We start from the raw sequence: 23,588 nt of genomic DNA, 5'->3' as shown, positions 1-23,588 counted from the left end.
TTTCTATCCCTTCCTGGCCAGTGGAGTCAGGAGACACCACGTTCACTGCAAGTCGCGGGTCTGGAGACTCTCGCCAGCTGTACAAACTCAACTATAAATAAATTAATATCAAGGTAATACTCCTTCCCCTGTTTTTAGGGAAGGTTGGGAAGGGATAAAGCAGCATCCTGAAAACCCCGGGTCAGACACAATTCCTATCTCTGCCGGGCTAAACGCGCTAAAACAATAATCCCCATCATTCTTGGCCTAAACCAGACTAATGGGGATTATTGTTTTACTGTGAGTAGTTTTACTCCGTTACTGTGTCAAGTTGTTCGAAACGCGAGTTTTTGCTTAGGAACTCCGGCACCATAACTTTCATTTTCTTTACAGCCGCCAGTTCTTCACTTTCTTTACTTAAGGTTAGGAGCTCATTTACATCTGCCACAACCTCGTTATAGGCGTATTCTCTTACTTTCGAGATCTTGATCTTATGATGGTGCGTAGGAATAGTGGTTTCCTCCTCATTTAGTAATTCTTCGTATAGTTTCTCTCCTGGTCTCAACCCTGAGTACACGATATCAATATCAACTCCAGGTACCAAACCTGCAAGCTTGATCATCTTTTTCGCCAGGTTCACGATCTTTACGGGCTCTCCCATATCAAAGATAAAGATCTCACCTCCTTTGCCCATCGTTCCGGCTTCCAACACAAGTTGCACTGCCTCCGGGATGGTCATAAAATAGCGTGTAATATCCGGGTGCGTTACTGTAATGGGTCCACCCTTCTGTATCTGTGCCCTGAAACGCGGAATAACAGAACCATTTGAACCTAATACATTTCCAAAACGGGTAGTAATGAAGCGGGTTTGCTTTCCTTTATTATCCTTGCTTTGCTGCACATCTTTGCCAACACTATTCAGCGACTGAATGTAGATCTCAGCAATTCGCTTGGAAGCCCCCATAATGTTTGTCGGATTGACCGCCTTATCCGTAGAAACCATTACAAATTTCTCCACATCAAAAGTCATTGACAAGTCGGCGAGGTTTTTAGTCCCCTGAACATTGGTGAGTATCGCTTCGGCAGGATTATTTTCCATCATAGGCACATGCTTATACGCAGCAGCATGATACACAAAGTGAGGGGTATACTCTTTAAAAATAGAATACATCCTATTGAAATTCTGGATATCAGCAATACAAAGCTTAAGCTCCGAACCCGGATATGCTTCTTCCATCTCCAATTGCAACTCATGTAACGGAGACTCTGCCTGGTCACAAATAATAACCATCTCAGGGTTATAACTCAGCACCTGCCTTACAATCTCAGACCCGATTGAACCGGCCCCACCGGTTATCAAAACCCGTTTACCGGACAGGTCGCGCGATACTTTCTTATTCTCAATTACGATAGGTGGTCGTTGTAAAAGATCTTCTATTTTAAGGTCCTGTATCTGATTTAATCTCAGATGTCCTGTCATCCACTCAGCAGTAGGTGGCACAGTCAGAACCTTAATTCCCAGTTCAACACATTTCTCGATTACTTTCTTTTTATCATCTGTTTTAAGATCCTCACTTAAAACAAAAAGCTTATCAATATGTATCGTTTTATGCAGTTTCTTGATATCCTTGCCACGATACACCCGAACCTGCTGAATCGTTTTATCTACTTTATTAGGATTGTCATCTATAAAACCTGCAATAATGTATTTCCCCATGCCACTGGTTTCAAGTGCCTGCTTTACAAGCAAAGAATAACCATTTGAACCATAGATCATTACTGTTTCTCTTTCACCTGAAGTACTACGCTTTATGTAGTAAAACAGTGCCTTTGCTCCTATGCGAAGCATGATTAACAGTGAGGAAGAAATAAAGAAGTTTACCAGCAGTACAACAAATATATTGACCGTCTGCAAATGAAACATCGGTCCCACAACTATAGCAACCACAGTTCCATAAATCAGGCTCGATGTGAGGACAGCCGTAAATATCCGGATAATATCCTGTGTACCGGAATAACGGATAAGTCCTGTATGGATACGCATTAGATAAGAAGTACACAGGTATACAAGGCAGTAAAGTCCTACGTAAATGGTAAAGTGCCCTCTTAAAAGATCAGTGAACTCGAACTGGCGTATTAAAAGAAAAGAGAAGACAAAGGACCAACTGGCAATGACCTGATCGATCAAGAGAATGATCCATTTAGGCAAAGATTTATTAAGTAAGTATAATTTCATATTAGGGTGAACAGCGCGAAACTAGTAAAAAATACTGGAGTGCAAATTTAATCAAAATTTGCACTATATGAGCATAACGGTATGTATTACTTTTAATTGCAAATGCAATATTTCCATTTTTACGTTACTAGGAATTATTATATCAGCTCATACATAACTTGTATGAAATAGCCGCTAACTAGTTAAGTGTCCGGCTTATCAGATATTTGGAGGCACTATACTCCAGAATTTACTAAAAAGTTACGAAAAAAATATCCAATAATCTTTATGTATCTGATACACTGCATAAAGCCTTCAGTTTCTTGGATTAAAAAAGGGCTGTAAAACAGCCCTTTTCATTTTTTACTTTAAATTCAGGTTGTTTGTGAAACATCTGAAAAGCATGTGCTTATAATGTCAATTACACTTTCGATCTCCTCCGGTTGCAAATTAGAACCGGAAGGAAGACATAAGCCATCTCTGAAAAGTTTCTCGCTTGTACCATCTCCATAAAATGGTGCATCTTCAAAAACTGGCTGCAGATGCATCGGTTTCCATAAGGGCCTGCTTTCGATATTCTGCTTTTCCAGTGCTAATCTGATATCTTCACGGCTCACCCCAGATTCTTCGTCAACAAGTACTGTTGATAGCCACCTGTTGGAGTAGTACTCTGCAGAAACTTCTTCGTGGAAAGAAATAGCCTCATTAGTATCAAATACAGCTTTATAGCGATCAAAGTTGCTGCGTCGTTGCTGAACACGTTCCTGCAGTACTTCCATTTGCCCACGGCCAATACCAGCACATATATTGCTCATTCGGTAATTATAGCCTATATGTGAATGCTGGTAATGTGGTGCATTATCTCGGGCCTGCGTAGCCAGGAAACGTGCTTTTTTTATCCATTCCTCGTTCGTGGAAACCAGCGCACCACCACCGGAAGTAGTAATGATCTTGTTTCCGTTAAATGATAAAATACTCATGGAACCAAAAGTGCCCAAAGGCCGGCCTTTATAGCTCGAACCCAAAGCCTCAGCTGCATCTTCCAGAACAGATATTTCATACTTGTTGGCAATTTCCATGATGCGGTCCATTTCAGCTGGCATACCATAAAGATGCACTACTATAATAGCTTTCGGTTTATTGCCTTTGCTTATTCTGTCAACTATAGCTTCTTCCAGGTACTCCGGCGACATGTTCCAGGTGCGTTCTTCGCTATCTACAAAAACAGGGGTTGCTCCCTGGTAGGCAATCGGGTTAGCAGAAGCAGAGAAGGTCATCGATTGGCAGATCACTTCATCTCCGGCTTTTACACCAAGTATGATAAGCGCCAGATGCAGGGCAGCTGTACCAGAACTAAGCGCCGCTACATGCACTCCGTTGCCTAAATAGCTTTCCAGATCCTTCTCAAAGCCATCAACATTAGGTCCCAGCGGAGCAATCCAATTCGTATCGAAAGCTTCTTTTACATACTTCTCTTCAGCACCTCCCATGTGTGGAGAAGAGAGCCATATTTTGTTATTCATTTTGATTGCATTTTATAATTCGTGCCGGGTTTCCCACAGCAGTTGAAAAATCCGGAATATCACTGATAACGACAGCTCCAGCGCCTATCTTGCACCATTTCCCTATCCTTAGGTTTGGTATAACTATGGCACCGGCCCCAATGTGACTACCTTCTCCTACATGTACATTACCACACAGCACGGCACCTGGAGAAACATGAACAAAATTACCAACCAGACAGTCATGATCTATACTTGCACGTGTATTTATGATGGCGTGTTTACCTACTTGCGTACTAGCTTGTATAATTGCACCTTGCATCACAACAGTACCTTCTGCAATGTCTGCTGAGTTTGAAATAGTTGCGCTTTTGGCTATGGCCTTACCAAACTGTACCTGAAGTTGATTTGCTATTTTAGATCTTATGTTGTTATCGCCAATACTAATGATTAGTTCTGCATCAAGCTCTTGTCCGGCATACTTACCTAATACAGCAGTGCCATTTAATTCTTTAACAGCAGGGTTATCATCAAACAAACCTGTAACAGGCACAGACATATTATTTAGTACATCCATTATAACCTTGGCATGACCGCTTGCTCCGAATAAGTACATATTAGTTGCTCCCCTGAAACTTAGGCATGGTTACGTTACCGTCCGCACTTATCCCTTCAGATTTAAAAACTTTCTGGATAGTAAGAAAAATGATTTTCAAATCCAGCAGAAAGGAAATATTATCCACATACCACACATCATACTTGAATTTCTCCTCCCAGCTAATCGCATTTCTGCCATTAACCTGTGCCCAGCCAGTAATACCGGGCCTTACTTCATGCCTCCTGCTCTGTACTTTGTTGTATAAAGGAAGATATTCAACCAGCAAAGGACGAGGACCTATTAAACTCATATCGCCTTTGATCACATTCAGCAATTGTGGGATTTCGTCTAAGGATGTTTTGCGGACAAAGTTACCTATAGCCGTGAGTCTTTTATCGTCTGGAAGCAAATTTCCCTGCGCATCTTTCTGATCGTTCATTGTTTTGAACTTGATGACACGGAAGATCAGCCCATTTTTACCAGGGCGAGGCTGCAGGAAGAATGGCTTGCCGTGGTTTGCAATTATAAGACACAGGGTAACTATTGCGAAAATGGGTAGCGCAATAATAAATGCAGTTGTAGCTAATATGAAATCAATAAACCGCTTTAACTGGTTCTTGTACATAATTTTTATCAAATCCTTTCAAATAGGCAACATACTTATTAGCTAAAACTTTTCTATCAAAGTTCTGCTTCGCATACAGATAACCATTTACTCCTTCAGAAGCTACCCGTTCCGGATTATTTAGATATAACCTGATCTTTGAAGCAAAATCTTCTGAATCCTCCGGCTCTACATATATCCCCGCTTCCGCTTCTTCAACCAGCTTTCTGGAAACACCGTCAATAGCCATTAGAATTGGTCTCTTACAGGCCATGTAATCAAATGTTTTATTTGAGTAAACAGTCTTAAAAGTATCTACCTTTTTAAGTACAGAAGTACCCATATCCGAAGCTAAAATATATTTGAATACATCCGCCTTCGATACCGAGTCTAAAAACTGAACATTATCCAATTTCATGGCTGATGCCTGCGTAACCAGCTTTGCTTTCTGCATTCCAGATCCAATTAACACAAACAATACATTTGTATCTCTAAGCAGGTTTGCTGTTTCCAGAATTTGCTCCAGATGGTTAGCAACGCCATGAGCCCCAACATAGGTTATCACGAAACGGCCATTCCAACCTTTTTCATCTCTGAAATCCTCAGCATCGAAGCTTTCCAGTATTTTATCTGATAAGCTGAAATCCGCAGCATTAGGGATAAAAATAATTTTCTCCGGTGCTACACCTTTTTTCTCAATCAGGGTTTCTCTAAAAGCAGGAGTCAGAACATTAATAAGTTTGGCCTTTTCATAGATGAAAGCTTCAAACCAATAGGCTAGCTTTATTATAGCTTTATTTGTTACAACCCCTGTGTCAATTGCTGATTCAGGCCAAAGATCCCTTATTTCGAATACAAAAGGTACTCTCTTTAACTTAGACAGAAAGTATGCTGTTATGCCTACGAACAGAGGCGGCGAGGTTACCAGTATAATATCATACTTACCTTTTACTTTAAACAAACCCGACCATAGGGAGGAAAACACAAAAGAAAAATACCCCAAAGGCGACCAAGGAAACCAGAATTATAACTTTCAGAAACGTGGGTTCGCCAGACATTAACCTGCCCCTGGTGTTTTCTTTTAAACCACTTCCCTTTATATTCCTCTCGCTTCTGACTTCCATTATAGTGCATCATGCCTGCTATAACAGTTATCTCATGGCCCTGATCGGACCATTGCTTCGTCATTTCGTTAAAACGAGACCCGCCCGGATCATCTTCCTCTAAGAAGTACTGGTGTAATAAAAGTATTTTCATTATAAAATTGTGATCCTAGTCGTAATAGTATCTGCTTTGGTTGTAAACACTATTTCCGAACAAAGTTCTTTTTTGCCATAATAATCAGAGTAATATCCCTCTCTTATAAGCGGGGCAACCTGCTCTTTATTTTGTATCTGAGCTACAAAGTTAAGCTTACTCAAATGTTTTGTATGCCATAACTGATGCATTTCCAAACCATCTGGTTTTTTCAGAATCATGTCCTCGATCAACCACTCTGGCTTTTTCTTGCTTACAATTATTTTCCTGCAATGTCTGATGTTCTTAGAGACATGTTGAAACGCTTTAATCGTTCCCTCAAAGATAAAGTAATCTTTATTATCTGTAGTTTGAACGCTCTCGCACTGCGACCAATGATACCAGATAAATCTTGCACCTTTCTCCATCTGGTCATTATCCCCAAGCATAATTGTATTATGGGATTGAGTGCCCATAAAGTATTTTAACTGTGCATTATCAGTATTGTATTTATAACTCCCAGCGTCGTGCAGATAGTTTATACCGTTGTGCCAGATATCGAGATGTAAATTATCTGCCTGATGTGGCCGATCCTTATGATTGCCACACCGTACAAAAGTTAATATATCGTCTTGCCTGTGTATGTAATAACCACCATCCTTAAACTGACTCAGACCTATTTTTGTCTCTGCTGTACCGCCTTCAGTATTTCTATCTGTAAGTCCATACCAAATAGCATCTTCAAACTTGTCATACTTCCATTCAAAGCCTAAGGCACTGCTGAGTGCTTCTAATTGAGGCCTGTAATCCCGATAATCAGCATCATTTAATTTAAAAAATAAAGCGCCATCGTTATTACCATAATTTGGAAGCCAGCCATCTTTCAGATTCATGCACGATAACAGGAATTCTAAACTTTTCTGCGCCCGCTCATATACAACTGCAGTGAAAGATTCTTTATTTAATTCGGCAAGTCGTATGGCCCATGTTAAGAGTTGAACAACAACCCTATGGTAGTTCATTGAAAACTGAAGGAATGTTCCATCAGCATATACCTGGTAGGCTACTTCCTCTTCAAACCATTTCTTTCCTTTTTCTTTCCAAAGAGCTGATTTCGGGAAAAAAGGATAAAGCAAGCCACCTAAGTATAAGGTTAGCGTTTCTGTAATGGCGTGGTTGTTACGAACAGCAATTCTGGAGAAATCAATATTCTTATATACATGGTCCAGTTGCCAGTACATCGAGAATATAATTTTCTGGAAAATCTCTTCCGTAAGCGAGGTGGTATCTTTATAGAAATTTAAAGCAAACGTCCAGTTAAGTACCCTTAGAGAAATCTCCTGGCTGCACTTATAGTTAGGCCCACTATTTATAGGATTAGCATCTATCCACGACAGAATTTCCTTCCAAATCCACTCAGAGTGATCTTCACCTGTATGAGCATCGTTCCTGATTATAGTATATAGGAATGAGAATCTGGACTTTTCCCAAACGAATTTAATATCACCAGCTTCCTGACTATAGTCGTTTATCTGTGTCCAGTGTTTCTGTGCGCTATATTTAAAGCCAGTGTCAGGATTGGTAATCCAATCATAGTTACTGCCTAAATTATATGACAGAGATGAGAAGAAGCGAAACCGCCCCTCCTTCAACTCTTCAAAACTTTTAGCCAGTTCAGCAGGGACTGCTATTCCTGCTAGATCAATTCCATTCCGGCCGTTCATAAAAAAAGCAACATCCTGCTTTTTCCATTCATTAAGTGAAATAAATTTCTGAAAGGCAGGATCTTGTGGGAATGCTTTTTTAAATATGCCTGTCCGTACTTTTGCCTCATGCATAGCACGGAAACTGACATATCGCCAGCCCATGTTGTTTATAAGCTGTAATGCTTTACTGAGCGACGGCATTACCTTTGCTGTAGTCCAACCTAAGCAGAACGTCAACCATACGTTCTGCCGTTTTACCATCCCAAAGCTCCGGAATTGAACCTTTTTTCCAGTTGCCACTAAACAATACCTGTAAAGCATCTTCCAACGCCTCCGGATCTGTTCCCAGCAATTCGTTGGTTCCAATAGTGCAGGTTTCAGGGCGTTCGGTTGTAGTTCTTAATGTCATGCATGGCACTCCCATTACAGTGGTCTCTTCTGTTATACCGCCAGAGTCTGTAACCACACCTTTTGCATGTTGAACCAAGTAGTTAAACTCAAGGTATCCGAGTGGATCTACCACCTTTACATTATTCAGGCTAATGCCAAATTTTTCAATGTTATTGCGGGTGCGTGGGTGCATTGGGAAAATAATCGGCAATTGCTCTGTTCCCTTTTCCAGCACATTCAACAGTTTTCTCAATTGCTCCGGATCATCTACATTAGATGGGCGGTGCAATGTCATCACAAGGTACTTCTGCTTTTCTAACCCGAAATCATTCCAAAAAGATGGCTGGGTGAATTTCGGCATTTGCTTCAGAAGCGTATCAATCATGGTATTACCAACGAAGAAAATATGCTCCGGCTTTACTCCTGATTTCACCAAATTATTATTCGCAATTTCAGTAGTCGTAAAGAAGTAATTACTGATGCTGTCTGTAACCAGGCGGTTTATCTCTTCAGGCATTGTCCAGTCACCGGAGCGTATACCCGCCTCCACATGTGCAACCGGAACATGAAGCTTTTGTGCTGCAATGGCGCAGGCCATCGTAGAGGTAACATCACCAACTACCAGAACAAGTTCAGGTCTGTTTTCGAGCAACTCTTTCTCAAAGCGTACCATAATTGCTGCAGTTTGTTCGGCCTGTGTGCCCCCCCAGCTTCCAGGTTTGCATCTGGCTCCGGAATCCCTAGCTGTTCAAAAAAGTCGCCAGACATCTTTTTGTCGTAATGCTGGCCGGTATGGATTAATCTGTAAGAAATGTCATGGCCTTTGCCCTTGGCATTTTGAATAGCATCTATTATTGGTGCTATTTTCATAAAGTTTGGACGGGCTCCTGCGATAATGGATATAAGCATTAACTCTTATTTAAGTTTTTTAAGCTGTTGTTTTTACTAATGATTCTTTGTTTTTCCTTTTATTAGCAACTTTATACCAGTTAGGGTTCATAAATGGTTTCTCAAAAAGTAAGTAAAAAATTACCGTTCCAATTAAAATTATAATACTAATAAGGATAAAGAATGCTACTGAATCAAAAACTGAATTGACGTACAATTGTAAATAATTACCAAAAGCTGAAATAATAATGTAATGTATTAGGTACATACTGTAACACATACCGCCTATTGATGCTAAATATTTGTTACTATAAATCTTAAATGAAGCAGCATTTGATAATACCAAGTAATAGAAGCCTATAATTAATAAGGGGTATATTATGTAATTAACTATTCCTATTTTATCGACCTCAATAGTGAAAAGTATAAATGGACAAACAATTAAAACAAATAAGTTTTGTACTTGACTAAGCTTTATAGGCTTTTCTGTAAGATATATGTCTGCCAACAGCATACCTGCGGCAAAATACTGAAAGAAGCCAAGTACGTTCTGTACTTCTAGTTCTAATATGTTATAATTTAAGTAAGGTGAGAAACACATTGAAACTAAAAGCAATAACCGTCTTTTAAATTTTGGCAATCTGAACGCAAGAGCTAATGCCGGGAATAGGATATAAAAGAAAATTTCAATTTCAAGGGACCAAGTAACAACAATAAGTTTACTTAAATCCCCAGCTAAAAGGTTATGGATATATCCTATGGAATATAGATAGCTTTTAACTGCTTCCATAATAAGCCACTTATTATGGAAAATAACTACAGGTAGTAGTAAAGTCATTAAAAGTATATATGGAGGCTCAAGCCGAGTTAGCCTCCTAACGTAGAATTTCTTCAAAGTTGGAACCTCGCTGCTCAAAAAGTAGCCCTTTGCAAAAGGTAAGGCTAAAATAAATCCACTTAGAACAAAAAACAGCTGTACTCCTAGGTCACCATTCCTAAATAAATAGTCTAGATGCTCTCCAAATAGGACATCTCTATTTTGCTTTACAATTAAAAATCCATGGATATGAAATAAAACTACTGCAGTAATAGCTATAAATCTCAAAAAATCCACTTCAGGCATATAACTACCAGAAGTAGTTTTCCTCTGTAATGGAGTTAGCCAATTTCTCATCCTTTGTACTATACTTTAGAAACTTCTACCCACTCCCCAACTTTCAAGCTATTGATAGCCGCAAAGCTTGCTAATGTAACATTTATCAACTCACTAAATGGAATAAGAGGTGCACCACCTTGTTTTAATGATTCAATTAGCTTTTTAAACTGAGCAGCATGGCCCTTATCCTGACCTGTTTTTAACTTGCTGAAGCCTTTAAAACCGTAGCCTTCTGTTTTTCTAAAGTTATCCATTACAAGGGTCCGCCCCTGGGAATACAACTCCACTCTCTCTTTTGAGTAGCTTTTATGGCCGTTCGCAAAATAGTTAACTACACCATTAGAGCCATTCTCAAACTTAACAAGTATACTTGCGTTATCCGTGTTCTCTTCTGGATTTTTCCCAAGTGCACTCATACAGATAGATTTGATCGGGCTGCCCGTTAAATACACCATCAAGTCCAGGAAATGACAAGCTTCACCAATAATGCGGCCACCGCCAGTTTGCATATCATGCACCCATACATTATTTGGGATGAAGCCCGCGTTCATGGTAGCTACAATATTTAAAGGGTCAGGAGATGTTCCGATCAACTCCTTTATTTTCTGAATGTGCGGCGAGAACCTCCTATTAAAACCTACTGATAATGTAAGGCCATTAGGAATAGCATGCGTATTATAGTCATTTAGCACATCAGCTAACTGAGCTGTATTAAGTGCTAACGGTTTTTCAACAAAAACATGCTTTTTAGCTCGAAGGCTTTCCTGCACCATTGCTGCGTGAAGATCATGACGTGTAGTGATCATTACAAGATCTACATCCTCATCCTGCAGTATTTCCTTATAATCTGTAGTGCTATGGGTAAAACTATACTTTTTAGCCAGCGCAGTTCCGGTAACCCCGCCAGCGCTGGCCATGTATTTAAAACCAGCACCAGTCCCTTTTAAGGCAGGCAGCATGGTCATTTTGGTAAAGTTACCTGCACCGACTATGCCAATAACACCTCTGGAACCTATAAATCTTCCTCCAGCTAATGTTATTGTTGCATTCGTATCTACAGCCTTACCTTCAGGATAGACTAGTATGGATGCAATAGACTTACTGGTACCTATATTGCCATAAATCTTAGTGTACTCATCTAAAGGTACTCTTTCCGTAATTAATGATTTTACATCCAGGCTGCCAGAAGAGATAGCCTGCAGCACTGTTTCAAAGTTTCGCTTTTCAGTCCAGCGTACAAAAGGCAAGGGATAATCCTGCCCCTTTGCTCATAAAGTTCATCGTACCTTCCCGGGCCGTAAGAACAGGATACCTGGAATGTCAGCTCCTTTTCATAGAACTCTGCACGACTTAAGTTCAAGCCAATTACTCCAACTAACACAATTCTGCCCCGCTTGCGGCTCATCTGTGCAGCTTGCGAAATGATATCATTTGTCTTTGCCGAAGCAGTAATGATTACACCATCAGCACCAATACTATTTGTCTCGCTTTCTACAAACTTAACAACATCGGTTGTAACAGGATTAACCGATATAATGCCTTTGCTCTTCGCAATAGCTAGCTTCTGCTCATCCAGATCTACACCTATTACTTTACAGCCGTTTGCCTTTAAAAGCTCTGCCGTTATTAATCCAATTAAGCCTAAACCAATAACGACTATAGTTTCTCCCAATGTTGGGTTAAGCAGGCGTATTCCCTGTAAGCCAATAGAGCCAATTACTGTAAAGGCAGCTTCCTCATCCGAAATATTATCCGGGATAGCAGCAACAAGGTTTTTTGGTACACTTACAATTTCTGCGTGTGGGCCATTTGAAGCTACTCGATCCCCAACCTTAAATTCACTAACTCCTTCACCTACAGCTATCACTTTACCAACATTACAGTACCCAAGCGGTAGTGGCTGCTCCAGTTTACTAAACACAGCTTCTACAGTCGGCATAAGTCCATCAGACTTCACCTTGTCAAATACCTGTTTAACTTTATCAGGCTGCTGACGCGCTTTGTCAAGTAGATTTGCTTTGCCAAATTCAACTAACATGCGCTCGGTACCGAGTGATACTAATGTGCGCGTTGTTTGTATTAGAACCTGTCCTCTTTTAACTTGAGGAGCAGGGATATTTTCAAGTATGGTTTCGCCAGTTTTAAATGACTGGATAAGTTGTTTCATTTCTAAATTCTTTCTTTTAAAATTTTTGCCGGATTGCCTCCAACAATTGTAAATGGCGCTACATCTTTCGTTACAACGCTACCACCTGCCACTACTGCTCCTTCGCCTATGGTTACTCCAGGTAAAATTATACATCCAGCACCTATCCAAACATCTTTACCTATCTTAACCTTTTTCTTTTCGTGGCCAGAAGTAAATATCTGCTGTGGACGAGGTGGAATAACATGATTCGCAGAGAATATTTGTGTATTATATCCTATAAGAGAACGATCCCCTATTTCTACACCTCCACCCGTTGTAATTAACACTCCCCAAGCTAAATCTACATGGTCACCTAATTGCAAACTGGAGCCAGGGCTTAACTTTATTCCAGGATAGTAAGTTATGCCACTACCGATATTGGAACCAAGCATTCTTAGGAAGTTCGATTTGACAAAATTAAATAATTTATGTCTGGGTAACGCAAATATGATTGAGGCAAAAAGTTCGAAGTTACAGACTAAAAAATTTTTAAACACCTTTTTCATGTAAACGCTTAATGAATTCAAACTGCAACTTCACCTTTTCACTTGGGCTTGGATAAGTGGAAAGCTCTTTAACTCCTTCATTTACTAAGTTATTGTATAATAAAGAATCGTCTACTAAATTTTTAATTGCTGCAGCTACTTGGTCAGAACTATCTCTATCAACATAATATGCGGCTTTATTACATATACTTCTTGCCCATTCTAAATCAGAGATAATAAGTGGCCTTTTCATTGCCCAAGATTCAATTATATTATTACTGAAACTTTCCAATAAACTAAGTAGCATAACTGCATATGAATTCTTATATAGTTCCTCTAATTCAAAAGGCGATACTGTACCAATAAAATTAAGATAATTTTCAACCCCAAGTCTTTTGGCTTCTTGTATAAGACTTAGCGCTCCTTCATGTTCTTTGGAGATTGTAACTGTGAATATAACATCATTCACACCCTTTAAATTTAGAGCATAAGCTATATTTGGTAGAGCCTGTAAATTTTTATTCAGATGCCAGCCAGTTAATAAAAGGATTTGCTTAGTGGAATGTATATTATTTCTTTCTGAACTTTTGATAGTTAACGAGTTCGCTTTAAGTAAATGAGAACTTACTGAAGGTTTAATAAAGATGGATCGTTCACTTGGAAAGTCATAAATATTTTTTGACCTTAACCTCATACTTTCGTTTTCAAAAATAACGGCATCTGCATTAAGAGTAGTTTTAAGCCTATAATAGTCAATAGCTTTGGCAATTAATCTCTTCTTTAGCGGCCATTTTTCCCAAAAATTAACTTCTGGATAAAAGATGTTTGAATAAGCGCAGCCTACAACAGTAAGCACTTCTTTAGCTTTAGGTAATGAGGGACCAAACATAGTATATACAACATCTATACTATGTTTGTATATTATTGTATAATATTCCTTATATGAAAAAACAGCCCTCGATAACAAAGAATTATTAACTGCAAATACTTTCTCAATATCAGCATTCACTAATAATCTGTGAATCTCAGTATTTTCTGTACAGCACACATATATATTAAACCCCATATCTGAAGCTTGAGATATATGCTCTATAAAGTTTGTTGCAACTTGTTGACCACCACCCTTCTTAATTGGTATGAGATTAATTAAGATGTTCATTAGACGTAATAAAATAATTAATTTTAGGCCGTGTTTTATTAGAAAGATCGCCTAAATTAGAAAGATTCTTATGTTAGTTTCTTTTAATTGATTTCTGCATATATAATTTAAATATTGAATAAATCGGCTTCATTGAAATCAAATTATACATTATCAAAACTTTTGGGCATTTTAATAATTGAAATGTATTGTGACTATAACTTACTGTTTTCAATTTACTTCTCATCTGCTCTGCGAAATTCAGCTCTCCAATACTTATTGCTCTACAAATAAGATTATAATAAAATTTGACCTTAATAATTTGTAGATAATAATTATTAATTCTATTGTTAGCAGCAGAAGAAGAATAATAGTTAATTATTCCATTGATTGAATTCTCAGCGTTTTCAAGCTTATTTAGTGAATTTGATTTATAACTGCTCACCGACTCTTCACTAATATAATATTGATAAGTTACTTTATTACTAATATATAAAGAGTTAATATTATGAAATACTTTTGCTGATATATTCCAATCTTGGAACATGGAGGAGTCTTCAAAAGTAATATTTTCTATACATTCTTTCCTGATGGCTTTGGCAACAATATTTGTAGGAAAAATATATAGCTCATTAGAAGATAATTCTTGTTTGGTCACAACTTTATCTACTCTAGTAAAAGTATAGATTTTATTACTTTCACCAGATGGCAATATTTTTTGCAAATTTCCCACAATGACATCTGGTCCCTTATCTAACATTATTTTTAAATAAAAATTTATAGTGTTTTCAGGCAGTAAATCATCACTGTCATGAAATAAAACATATAATCCTTTAGCTTTAGAAACACCCATAAAACGGGCGTTATTCGCGCCCATTTTTGCAGAATTATAAATGCTAATTCTAGGGTGGTTATAACTATCCTGTAGTTGGATGAAAATATCTTTTGCTATACCATCCCCTATTAAAATTAATTCGACTTCTTTTTCGAGTTGATCAGAAATATTTGAAATTGTTCTAAAAAGAGTTTTTTCTACTTTATGAAATGGGACTATTATTGACAATAACATGTTTTACTTTTTTTAATTTATATATTAATATGATTACTATTATCATATAAATATTTCCACTGAAGCTTCCCATTTTAAAATAGAATACTCCTTGAGTTATTAACTGAAAATATAAAATATAACTTAACAAAAAAGCTAATTTATACTTAGTTCTAAAATTAATAAAAGCACTAGAGAATGAAATTGTAAATAGGAAGGTTAAAATAATAAGGGATGAGAAACCAGCTATAGCATAAAAATCTACTAAAAAAGTACCAAACATCCATTCATGAGGTACTGTTCTTATTACTTTATTTTGCTGACCAGTTAGTATATCTATTAAGGGAAACCTTAAGCTAGTTCCATAAAAGGAAGTCCTACTTACAATATTTTCAATAAATACATGTGGTTGCTGACCTATATAACCTATTGATCCTAATATTAGTCGATCATTATCATTATATTGAATATCAGTCCCAAACCTATCTAGGGTAAACTCTGCTATTGTTTTAACAAATACCAAGCCGACTATGGTTAGAAGAATATATATATACCTTTTAGATTTCTTTGATAGGTCTTCTTTGAATAATAAAAAAATAAATATAAATGACAAAATGAATGTTACCAGTCCATCCCTCGCTCCAAAAGCTAAACTTGACACTACATATGATACTGATCCTATAAAGGATAATAATTTGTAATATATATTAAGCCCTTGTTTATAACTTAAAAAAAACAAGAATATGTATATTATATAAAAGCTTGAAACTGCAACCGCTATTGTTGTAAATATGGATACTGGTAATGCAGATTCTTTTTCCACATTAAGACTATTTCTTATTTCATGAGCACCTACCGAAAAAACTTTAAGTGCATAGGGGAACTGATATAATACCGAGTAGATAGCAGCTAATCCCATTAAGATGAAGATTTTCTTGTATAGTTTAGTAGGCATTATTTCTGGCACTAATCCTCTATGATTAGGCAGAAATTTAAGTGGAATAAGAATAAAAATAATTAATAAAGAATAAAACAGGTATAATATCGGGCTATACCTATTCTCTGTTGAAAAACCCAGCAATTCTGGAGTTATAAAAAGTGAGAAGAATGCACTTGTGATATAGAGTCCAATAATTACAATTGCACCATTTTTATGCTTCCCATTTTTAATTAAATGAAAACTATACAATAATATCGAGACTAAAGGAATTAAGACTTTCATGATAGCTTATTTCCTAAAGCTGTATAATTTATCAGATTAAACTTTTTCAACACTAAAATATACAACCCACAACCTATAATTAACTTAATTATAAAACCAAGTAACAATGATGTTACCAACTCATTAATAAGTAAAGTCGTTGGGATATATATTATTCCTGAAATTAGCATAGTGTTTCCAATCTTTTTTAAAGGAATTATTTCTAGGATTTTGACTCCAAATCCACGCTTAATCTCATATAAATTAAATGGCACTGTCCAAATCAATATTGTAATTACAGTTGCAATAGCTACGCCATTAAACCCAATTATCTTAAATAAAATTAAACTTAAGATTAAGTTAATAATTAATTCAATAACCCCTCTTTTAAGAATGATCTTTGACTTTCCGAGCGCAATTAACGCTTGTCCATAAAAAATAACCCTAATAGGTAACAACAACAGATATATTCGAAATGGAAGTATGCTATCTAGGTATTTATCACCAAAAAGTAAGAGAATAATTTCTTCAGAATTAAAAAGGGAAAAAATAAATATTGGTATAATAAATTGAGCCGTTAAACTAATGGTGTTTTTAAATAATGAGGCAGCCTCTTTATATTTATTTTCATTTAATAATGGTGAAAGCTGAGAAAGCATCGCAGATGATACTGCACCTGTAAGAATTGAAATCATTGGTATTTCAAAGGCTCCATTTATATATATAGCGAAGTTTTCTGGCGAGTCATAGCTAGATATAATAATTTTATCTAGTTCATAAGATAATGTCCCAATTATAGCAGCCAAGGTTAAACTGTACGAAAAACCAATAATCGTTTTATAGCTCTTCGTATCTACATTAAAAAAATTATAACTAAAACTCTTAAAAATAAAAAAAGTAAGAAGGAGAAAATTTACACAATAAGTTAAAATACGTAAGTAAATTAAATACTCTATATTTATCTTCAAGTATGTGCATAATAACAAAAGACAAATTGATACAAAGTTAATAGGCAAATTAATTCTGTATAATAAGCTTGTTTTATTACTTAACACTAAAAAGCTTTGATATACTGTTGTCCCTATTGAGAAAAAAGCGAAGAAAGGAATTAGGTATAAATAGTCTGATATTTCATTATCAAATAAAGAAGATAACCATTTTGCACCTCCACAAAAAATTATTATCCCAGCAACGAAAGTTGTAAGAGCTATCACATGTAACGATAATGTTAACAACTTACTTTTATCTGAAAATCTGGGATAAAAGTAAAATATTGCCGCTGGCAAACTAAAAGTTAATAATGGCGATGCTACTTCAAATGGTAAGAAAGTTTGCCTATAATCGGCATATTGTGCAGAAGTATATTGATGAGAAATCAGAAAAATAAATAAAAGATTTAGAATTTGCTGACTTAAATTGACTGCAGTCAGATCTAATGATTTTTTAAGTAAACTCATTATAATTTAGGATATAACTTGGCAAAGTGTTTATCCTTCATTTTCAAATTGATAAATTCTTCCATATCTCTGGTACCTATCTTACGCATAGACGCTCCAACCACAATAGCTCCAGGTTCTACATCCTTGGTAACAACAGTCCCCATTCCAATTATAGCTCCATTTCCGATAGTGACACCTGGCAGAATCATTACATTCATGCCTATCCATACTGATTCTCCTATGGAAACCTTCTTCATATTATATGTATCGTCATATGGTATAGCCCGTCCATCATATTTATGGTTTGCTGAATAAATGGTAACATTACGAGATATTTGCGTATTACAACCTATATTTATCCCTCCTAATGCATTAAAATATGCATTGTTGCCAATACGTACATGATCCCCAATCACTAATTGCTTCTTTCCGATAAAAGTACCAGGACCATGTATTATAACATTTGTTCCCTTATGGTATATCCCTTTTAAGATTGCTATACCATAAGCTTGTCTCAATCTATATTTAATATGCCTATCATATCTATAAATTATAGCAGGAAGTACCCTATAAAAAATAAAACTAATCATGGACTTACAGACCTTCATTAAAGAGCTTTATAAATATCAAACTACAATCAACTAAACTTTGGTCCAAACAAGCTTTCGTATCGGAAATAATAGCATTATTACGTTTAAATTTCTGATAGTCGAACTTCAAGAACTCGTTGTGAGCAGCAACAATAATTGCATTGTACACAATTACTTCATTCGGCTTGACTAGTGTCTGTACCTCATTTTTTACTTCTTGTATATCCTCCAAAGTGCCTAAATTAACGTTGAAGTAAGTAAATGAGTAGCAGCATTCTTCACTCCACTTACTTTGACACGTTCATCATGCACAGCCTTTGAGTATTTGGCTTTGAAAGTATATTAATTTTGCCAAGCTTCACTACTTAATTAGAGTCACATATAGCTATCTAATTTTTGTTGATAAAAATAAAATGCCTTTTTAAGACCTTCATTTATATCAATCTTTGGAGAATAAGAAAATAAATTCATAGCTTTATCTATTGAGGCCAGGCTATGTTTCACATCACCCTTCCTCTCCTCGCGATATTGTACTTTGATCTCTGTACCGGCAACTTCATTAATTCTGCTCCAAAGTTGATTCAAAGTTGTTCGCTCACCAAAAGCAATATTTACTACTTCATGCTGTGTTATCTTTTCTACTAGCATGCCCTTTATATTAGCCTGCACCGCATTCTCCACAAAGGTAAAATCCCGACTAGTCTCGCCATCTCCATTAATAAATGGAGTTTCACCTTTTAAAGCAGACTCTATAAATAATGGTATAACTGCAGCATAAGGTCCTTTAGGGTTCTGCTTTGGGCCAAACACATTAAAGTAACGGAGACCTATCATATGGAAATCGTAGGTTTTAGAAAAGACATCTCCATAAAGTTCATTCACATACTTTGTAATAGCATAAGGAGAGAGGGGCCTCCCAATTTTATCTTCTACTTTAGGCAAATCCGGATGGTCTCCATAGGTGCTGGAACTAGCGGCATACACCATGCGCTTAACACCTGCATCGCGTGCTGCTACCAGCATATTTAGAAAGCCGCTTACGTTTACATCGTTACTGGTGATTGGATCATTAATAGAACGAGGCACAGAACCGAGTGCAGCCTGGTGGCTGACATAATCTATTCCCTCTAATGCTTTTCTGCATGTCTCCAGATCACGTATATCACCTTCTAATAATACAAAAGCAGAATTAGCTTTGAATTCTTCGATGTTAGCATGTGAGCCGGTTGCAAAGTTATCCAGCACTCTAACTTTACCCGCCCTATACTTTAGCAGGTACTCTACAATGTTAGAACCTATAAAGCCTGCACCACCTGTTACTAAAAAGCTGTATTGGCTAAGGTCTTTGGTATGGTATGGAGTTTCGTACACTTCTGGGAGAATTAAGAATTATGAATTATAAATGGGGTATAAAGTTCCCCTCTTTTCTAAATAAGGGAATTTCACTTCTCATTCTATGCCTTCTCAAACGGCATGAGAGATCTATCTGGCAGCCTGTTTAGATTTCTCACTTTTCGAAATAACAATTGGATGTTACAGTCTTGCGTCAACAAGTTCTTTAGGTAGTAAACCTTTTACATCGTAGATCACGGCGTTTTCTTTGCAGAGTTTGCTAAGATCCAGGGCTTTGAACTCGTCGTGGGAAACGGCTAGTATAATAGCATCGCAGCCCATTGTACCATTCAGTTCTTTTACAGAAACCCAGCCATACTCATGCTTTACTTCTGCTGGCTCAGCCCATGGATCGTAGACCGTAATGTTGGTATCGTAATCCTTTAGTGTGTGCAGTATATCCACAACTTTGGTATTGCGCACGTCCGGGCAGTTTTCTTTGAAAGTAAAACCTAATACAAGAATATTAGCCCCTTTTACAGGAATATCCTTTTTCACCATGAGTTTGATCACTTCATGCGCTACATATTCACCCATACCATCATTAAGTCTGCGGCCAGCCAGGATAATCTCGGGGTGGTAGCCTACTTCCTGGGCTTTCTGTGCCAGGTAGTATGGATCAACACCAATGCAATGCCCGCCAACGAGTCCCGGCTTAAATTTCAGGAAGTTCCATTTGGTACCAGCTGCCTGCAACACTTCATCAGTATCAATATCAAGGCGGTTAAATATCTTTGCCAGTTCATTTACAAAAGCAATGTTTATGTCGCGCTGTGCATTTTCGATAACCTTGGCAGCCTCTGCCACTTTTATGGTAGTTGCCTTATGTGTACCGGCAACAATTACAGATCGGTATAGTTGATCTACTTTTTCAGCTGCCTCAGGGGTTGAGCCTGATGTTATCTTTAATATCTTAGCAACTGTATGCTCCTTATCACCCGGGTTGATTCGTTCTGGTGAGTACCCTGCAAAGAAGTCAGCATTAAACTTTAAACCTGAAACTCGTTCCAGTACAGGCACACATTCGTCTTCTGTAACACCTGGATAAACGGTGGACTCATAGATAACGATATCACCACGCTTCAAAACTTTGCCAACTGTTTCACTTGCCTTGTACAAAGGAGTTAAGTCAGGTCGGTTATGCTTGTCTACAGGTGTAGGCACCGTGATGATATAAAAATTACAGTTTTCAATCTTAGTCAGCTCATTCGTACAATATAAACCAATTGAGGTAGAGCAATCAGTCGTTAGCACAGCCTTGAGTTTACCTTCTTCTACCTCCAGCGTATGATCATACCCCTCACTGAGTGCCTTTACCCTTGCTTCATTAATATCGAAGCCAAACGTTTTATATTTCTTTGCGAATTCCACTGCCAACGGTAAACCAACGTAGCCTAACCCGATCACAGCTATTTTAGCATCTTCCACTAAAGCTATATTTGACATTTTTATAATCTATAGTTTGTTATTCCTTAATTGTTAGACTTCAATGCGCATCCCATTTTTCAGTGTATTTTTCAGAGATGGTTTTCCGTATTCATTATAGCCATAGCCATAGCCATACCCATAAGCCTCCTTCATATCAGCATCATTCAGCACTAACATCGGGTGGCTCAGCTTTTTATTCTCATAGATATCATCTACAATGGCAACCTGCGATTTGAAAGTATAATTATACCTGACAATGTATACAGAGGCATCTATAAGCGGTGCCAGGGTAAAAGCGTCTGCCACCTGACCGGCCGGCGAAGTATCTAACAAGATATAATCGAACTGCTCACGCAGTTCAGCAAGCAAATGCCCTACCTTAGGGCTCATCATCAGCTCTGCCGGGTTTGGCGGAATAGGCCCGGATCCTATGGCGAACAATCCTGAAACTTCAGGTGATACAACAAGGATATCCTGGATAGTAAGGCGTTCATCTATAATATAGTTTGTAACACCTGTTTCGTTAGACAAGCCCATATCCTGGAGCAGGCGCGGTTTGCGCAGGTCGAAATTAACTAATACTACTCGCTTACCGGTTAAAGCCAGGCTTGCCCCTAAGTTAATGGTGAAGAAGGTCTTGCCTTCGCCGCTCATACTTGAAGTAACCATGATCACTTTATTATCCTTGCCTAAGGTAGCAAACTGCAGGTTGGTACGGATAAGGCGGAAAAGTTCGGCTACCGTGCTGCGGCTGTTCTCGGTCACAACCAGGTTTTCAAAGGTATCGTTGTGTGCAATCTCACCTAATATTGGTGTATTTGTCGCTTTCTTCACATCCTGCTGGCTCTGCACGCGGTCGTTCAGCAGTTCTTTTATATAGATACCTGCAAAAGGAATCCCCAGCCCCACCAGGATAGCCAGTAAGTAGATCAATTGTTTTTTGGGTTCTACAGGCCTGTCACCGGAAATGGCAGGATCGATGATACGTGAATTAGCCACTGTGGCCGCTAATGACAAAGCAGACTCTTCCCGTTTTTGTAACAGGTAAAGATATAAACCCTCTTTTATGCTTTGCTGACGTTTGATTTCGATCAGATCTTTTTCGATACTAGGCACATCTTTAATGCGTGACTCAAATTGCGCTGAACTGGCCTGCAGGTTATTACGCGTGATCTTCAAGCCATCCTTAATATTGCGCAGGTTCTCCAGAATATTACCCCGAAGATTGCCCAGTTGTTCAGTGATATTCTGTACCAAGGGGTTACTTGGCTGTGATATGCGTAACAAGCGTTTGCGTTCCAACTGCAGTTCATTGAATTTAGCGATCAACCCAAGAAGCGTTGCATCCTGAATGGTTAAAGTGCTTGGCACCAGTTCGAACTCGCTCTCCTGCTTTAACAGGTATTTTTCAATAGATTCCAGCACATCGATCTGGATTGCCCATTCCGATAACTGGCGGTTATAGTCGCTGGCTTTCTCCAGGTATAGCTTCGCTTCAGAGCTGACATCGGTTACACGATTCTCTTTCTTATAACTCTCTACGTCCTCTTCTACTAAAGACAACTCTGAGGTCAGGTACTTCAACCTTTCATCAATGAACTGAATAGTACTACCTGCAATGAGGTTCTTATCTTCTACAGCTTCCTTGTTATAAACTTCAACCAGTTTATTAAGTATAGCTACTCCTTTAGCCGGAACAGGATCTACAAGACTCAGGCTGAGCACACTGGCGTTTTTGTTTACCGGGGCCACTGTCAGTTTTTGGTTATAGGATTCTGCAACTTTCCGGATATCATGGAATTTAACCGTTACTTTATTATCTTTTTCAGCGTTATTGGATCCGGCTACTACCGTGAAAACACCATAAGGCTTTTTTACCTGCTCCCCAAATTTATGCTGGCTAACGGCGCCATCTTCCTCTATCTGGAATACATTGTGATCTTTTGGTTGAATTATAATAGACTTATTGAAGGCAGAAGAATCCAGTTTACTTACAATCACTTTTAGCGGCATCGAAGCACCATATATTTCGGCACTCTTTACACGGCCATCCACGTAGTAGGTCGTATTCAACGACAACTCCTGAAGCACTCTGTTCATAAGGCTTTTAGACTTCAGTATCTCAATCTCGTTATCGATGTTTTTACCCGACTGAAACAGGTTAAGATCATCAAGTACCGCATTCTCTGCCAGGGAAGGGCCTTTCTTGTCGTCTTTTATCAGTAAGGTGCTGCTAATACGGTACTGCGGGGTAGTATAGCGCAGATATACAAAAGCAACTGCACCAGCTACTATAACGCCCAGAACAAAAAGGTACCAGTACTTGAGGTACTTCATTAGCACCTCTTTTAAATTTATCTCTTCAGACTCGAACTGAAATATTTCTTTTTCCGACATAAAACGGA

18 protein-coding genes and 2 pseudogenes are annotated in these 23,588 nt (G+C 37.9%); all 20 read right to left on the bottom strand.

The window, feature by feature from the left end; all coding sequences use genetic code 11:
* Nucleotides 1–289 precede the first annotated feature (289 nt).
* The 20 genes and pseudogenes from GSQ66_RS02400 to GSQ66_RS02315 all read right to left on the bottom strand — a co-directional run bounded on the left by GSQ66_RS02400 (nt 290) and on the right by GSQ66_RS02315 (nt 23,580).
* Nucleotides 290–2,215 carry a polysaccharide biosynthesis protein gene (locus GSQ66_RS02400; protein WP_162425994.1) on the bottom strand — a complete coding sequence of 642 codons (1,926 nt, stop codon included), beginning with the start codon at nt 2,213–2,215 and terminating at the stop codon, nt 290–292.
* A gap of 353 nt (nt 2,216–2,568) precedes the next feature.
* Nucleotides 2,569–3,717, bottom strand: a complete 1,149-nt coding sequence (locus GSQ66_RS02395; RefSeq protein WP_162425993.1) for a DegT/DnrJ/EryC1/StrS family aminotransferase — start codon at nt 3,715–3,717, stop codon at nt 2,569–2,571.
* Complete coding sequence (locus tag GSQ66_RS02390) at nt 3,710–4,312, bottom strand: acetyltransferase (protein ID WP_162425992.1); 603 nt, start codon at nt 4,310–4,312, stop codon at nt 3,710–3,712. The genes GSQ66_RS02395 and GSQ66_RS02390 overlap by 8 nt, the downstream gene beginning before the upstream one ends.
* Nucleotide 4,313: 1 nt before the next feature.
* Nucleotides 4,314–4,919: a sugar transferase gene (locus GSQ66_RS02385; protein WP_162425991.1), complete on the bottom strand. Its 606-nt coding sequence runs from the start codon at nt 4,917–4,919 to the stop codon at nt 4,314–4,316.
* The gene (locus GSQ66_RS02380) at nt 4,888–5,859 is read right to left on the bottom strand and encodes a glycosyltransferase family 4 protein (protein ID WP_202923387.1); all 972 of its coding nucleotides are present in this window, start codon (nt 5,857–5,859) and stop codon (nt 4,888–4,890) included. Before GSQ66_RS02380 ends, GSQ66_RS02385 begins: the two co-directional genes overlap by 32 nt.
* Nucleotides 5,847–6,155, bottom strand: a complete 309-nt coding sequence (locus GSQ66_RS18755; RefSeq protein WP_202923386.1) for a glycosyltransferase family protein — start codon at nt 6,153–6,155, stop codon at nt 5,847–5,849. Before GSQ66_RS18755 ends, GSQ66_RS02380 begins: the two co-directional genes overlap by 13 nt.
* Nucleotides 6,155–8,041, bottom strand: a complete 1,887-nt coding sequence (locus GSQ66_RS02375; protein WP_162425990.1) for an alginate lyase family protein — start codon at nt 8,039–8,041, stop codon at nt 6,155–6,157. The genes GSQ66_RS18755 and GSQ66_RS02375 overlap by 1 nt, the downstream gene beginning before the upstream one ends.
* Nucleotides 8,025–9,139 (bottom strand): annotated as a pseudogene (wecB, locus tag GSQ66_RS02370) (non-hydrolyzing UDP-N-acetylglucosamine 2-epimerase). Before wecB ends, GSQ66_RS02375 begins: the two are co-directional and overlap by 17 nt.
* 19 nt (nt 9,140–9,158) lie before the next feature.
* On the bottom strand, nt 9,159–10,292 hold the full coding sequence (locus GSQ66_RS02365) for an acyltransferase family protein (RefSeq protein ID WP_162425989.1): 1,134 nt from the start codon (nt 10,290–10,292) through the stop codon (nt 9,159–9,161).
* Between the two features lie 8 nt (nt 10,293–10,300).
* Nucleotides 10,301–11,479 (bottom strand): Gfo/Idh/MocA family protein, encoded by a 1,179-nt coding sequence (locus GSQ66_RS19125; RefSeq protein ID WP_317164217.1) that lies wholly within the window; start codon nt 11,477–11,479, stop codon nt 10,301–10,303.
* Entirely contained in the window at nt 11,443–12,441 is a 999-nt protein-coding gene (locus tag GSQ66_RS19120; protein WP_317164216.1) for a zinc-dependent alcohol dehydrogenase, read from the bottom strand. Before GSQ66_RS19120 ends, GSQ66_RS19125 begins: the two co-directional genes overlap by 37 nt.
* Nucleotides 12,442–12,443: 2 nt before the next feature.
* Nucleotides 12,444–12,605, bottom strand: a pseudogene (locus tag GSQ66_RS19180) (DapH/DapD/GlmU-related protein); the annotation flags it as partial.
* Between the two features lie 346 nt (nt 12,606–12,951).
* On the bottom strand, nt 12,952–14,106 hold the full coding sequence (locus tag GSQ66_RS02350) for a glycosyltransferase family 4 protein (protein WP_162425987.1): 1,155 nt from the start codon (nt 14,104–14,106) through the stop codon (nt 12,952–12,954).
* A gap of 73 nt (nt 14,107–14,179) precedes the next feature.
* A complete protein-coding gene (locus GSQ66_RS02345; RefSeq protein WP_162425986.1) occupies nt 14,180–15,154 on the bottom strand; it encodes a glycosyltransferase family 2 protein in 975 nt (324 codons plus the stop codon).
* Nucleotides 15,123–16,355, bottom strand: a complete 1,233-nt coding sequence (locus GSQ66_RS02340) for an O-antigen polymerase (protein WP_162425985.1) — start codon at nt 16,353–16,355, stop codon at nt 15,123–15,125. Before GSQ66_RS02340 ends, GSQ66_RS02345 begins: the two co-directional genes overlap by 32 nt.
* On the bottom strand, nt 16,352–17,791 hold the full coding sequence (locus GSQ66_RS02335; protein ID WP_162425984.1) for a lipopolysaccharide biosynthesis protein: 1,440 nt from the start codon (nt 17,789–17,791) through the stop codon (nt 16,352–16,354). The genes GSQ66_RS02340 and GSQ66_RS02335 overlap by 4 nt, the downstream gene beginning before the upstream one ends.
* Complete coding sequence (locus GSQ66_RS19110) at nt 17,791–18,291, bottom strand: acyltransferase (RefSeq protein ID WP_162425983.1); 501 nt, start codon at nt 18,289–18,291, stop codon at nt 17,791–17,793. The genes GSQ66_RS02335 and GSQ66_RS19110 overlap by 1 nt, the downstream gene beginning before the upstream one ends.
* 447 nt (nt 18,292–18,738) lie before the next feature.
* Nucleotides 18,739–19,734, bottom strand: a complete 996-nt coding sequence (locus GSQ66_RS02325) for an SDR family oxidoreductase (RefSeq protein ID WP_162425982.1) — start codon at nt 19,732–19,734, stop codon at nt 18,739–18,741.
* 162 nt (nt 19,735–19,896) lie between these two features.
* The gene (locus GSQ66_RS02320; RefSeq protein ID WP_317164215.1) at nt 19,897–21,201 is read right to left on the bottom strand and encodes a nucleotide sugar dehydrogenase; all 1,305 of its coding nucleotides are present in this window, start codon (nt 21,199–21,201) and stop codon (nt 19,897–19,899) included.
* 33 nt (nt 21,202–21,234) lie between these two features.
* Entirely contained in the window at nt 21,235–23,580 is a 2,346-nt protein-coding gene (locus GSQ66_RS02315; protein ID WP_162425981.1) for a GumC family protein, read from the bottom strand.
* Between the last annotated feature and the right edge of the window lie 8 nt (nt 23,581–23,588).

Source organism: Pontibacter pudoricolor, assembly GCF_010092985.1.
Classification (GTDB): Bacteria; Bacteroidota; Bacteroidia; order Cytophagales; family Hymenobacteraceae; genus Pontibacter; species Pontibacter pudoricolor.
This window is presented reverse-complemented; position numbering and strand designations above follow the sequence as displayed.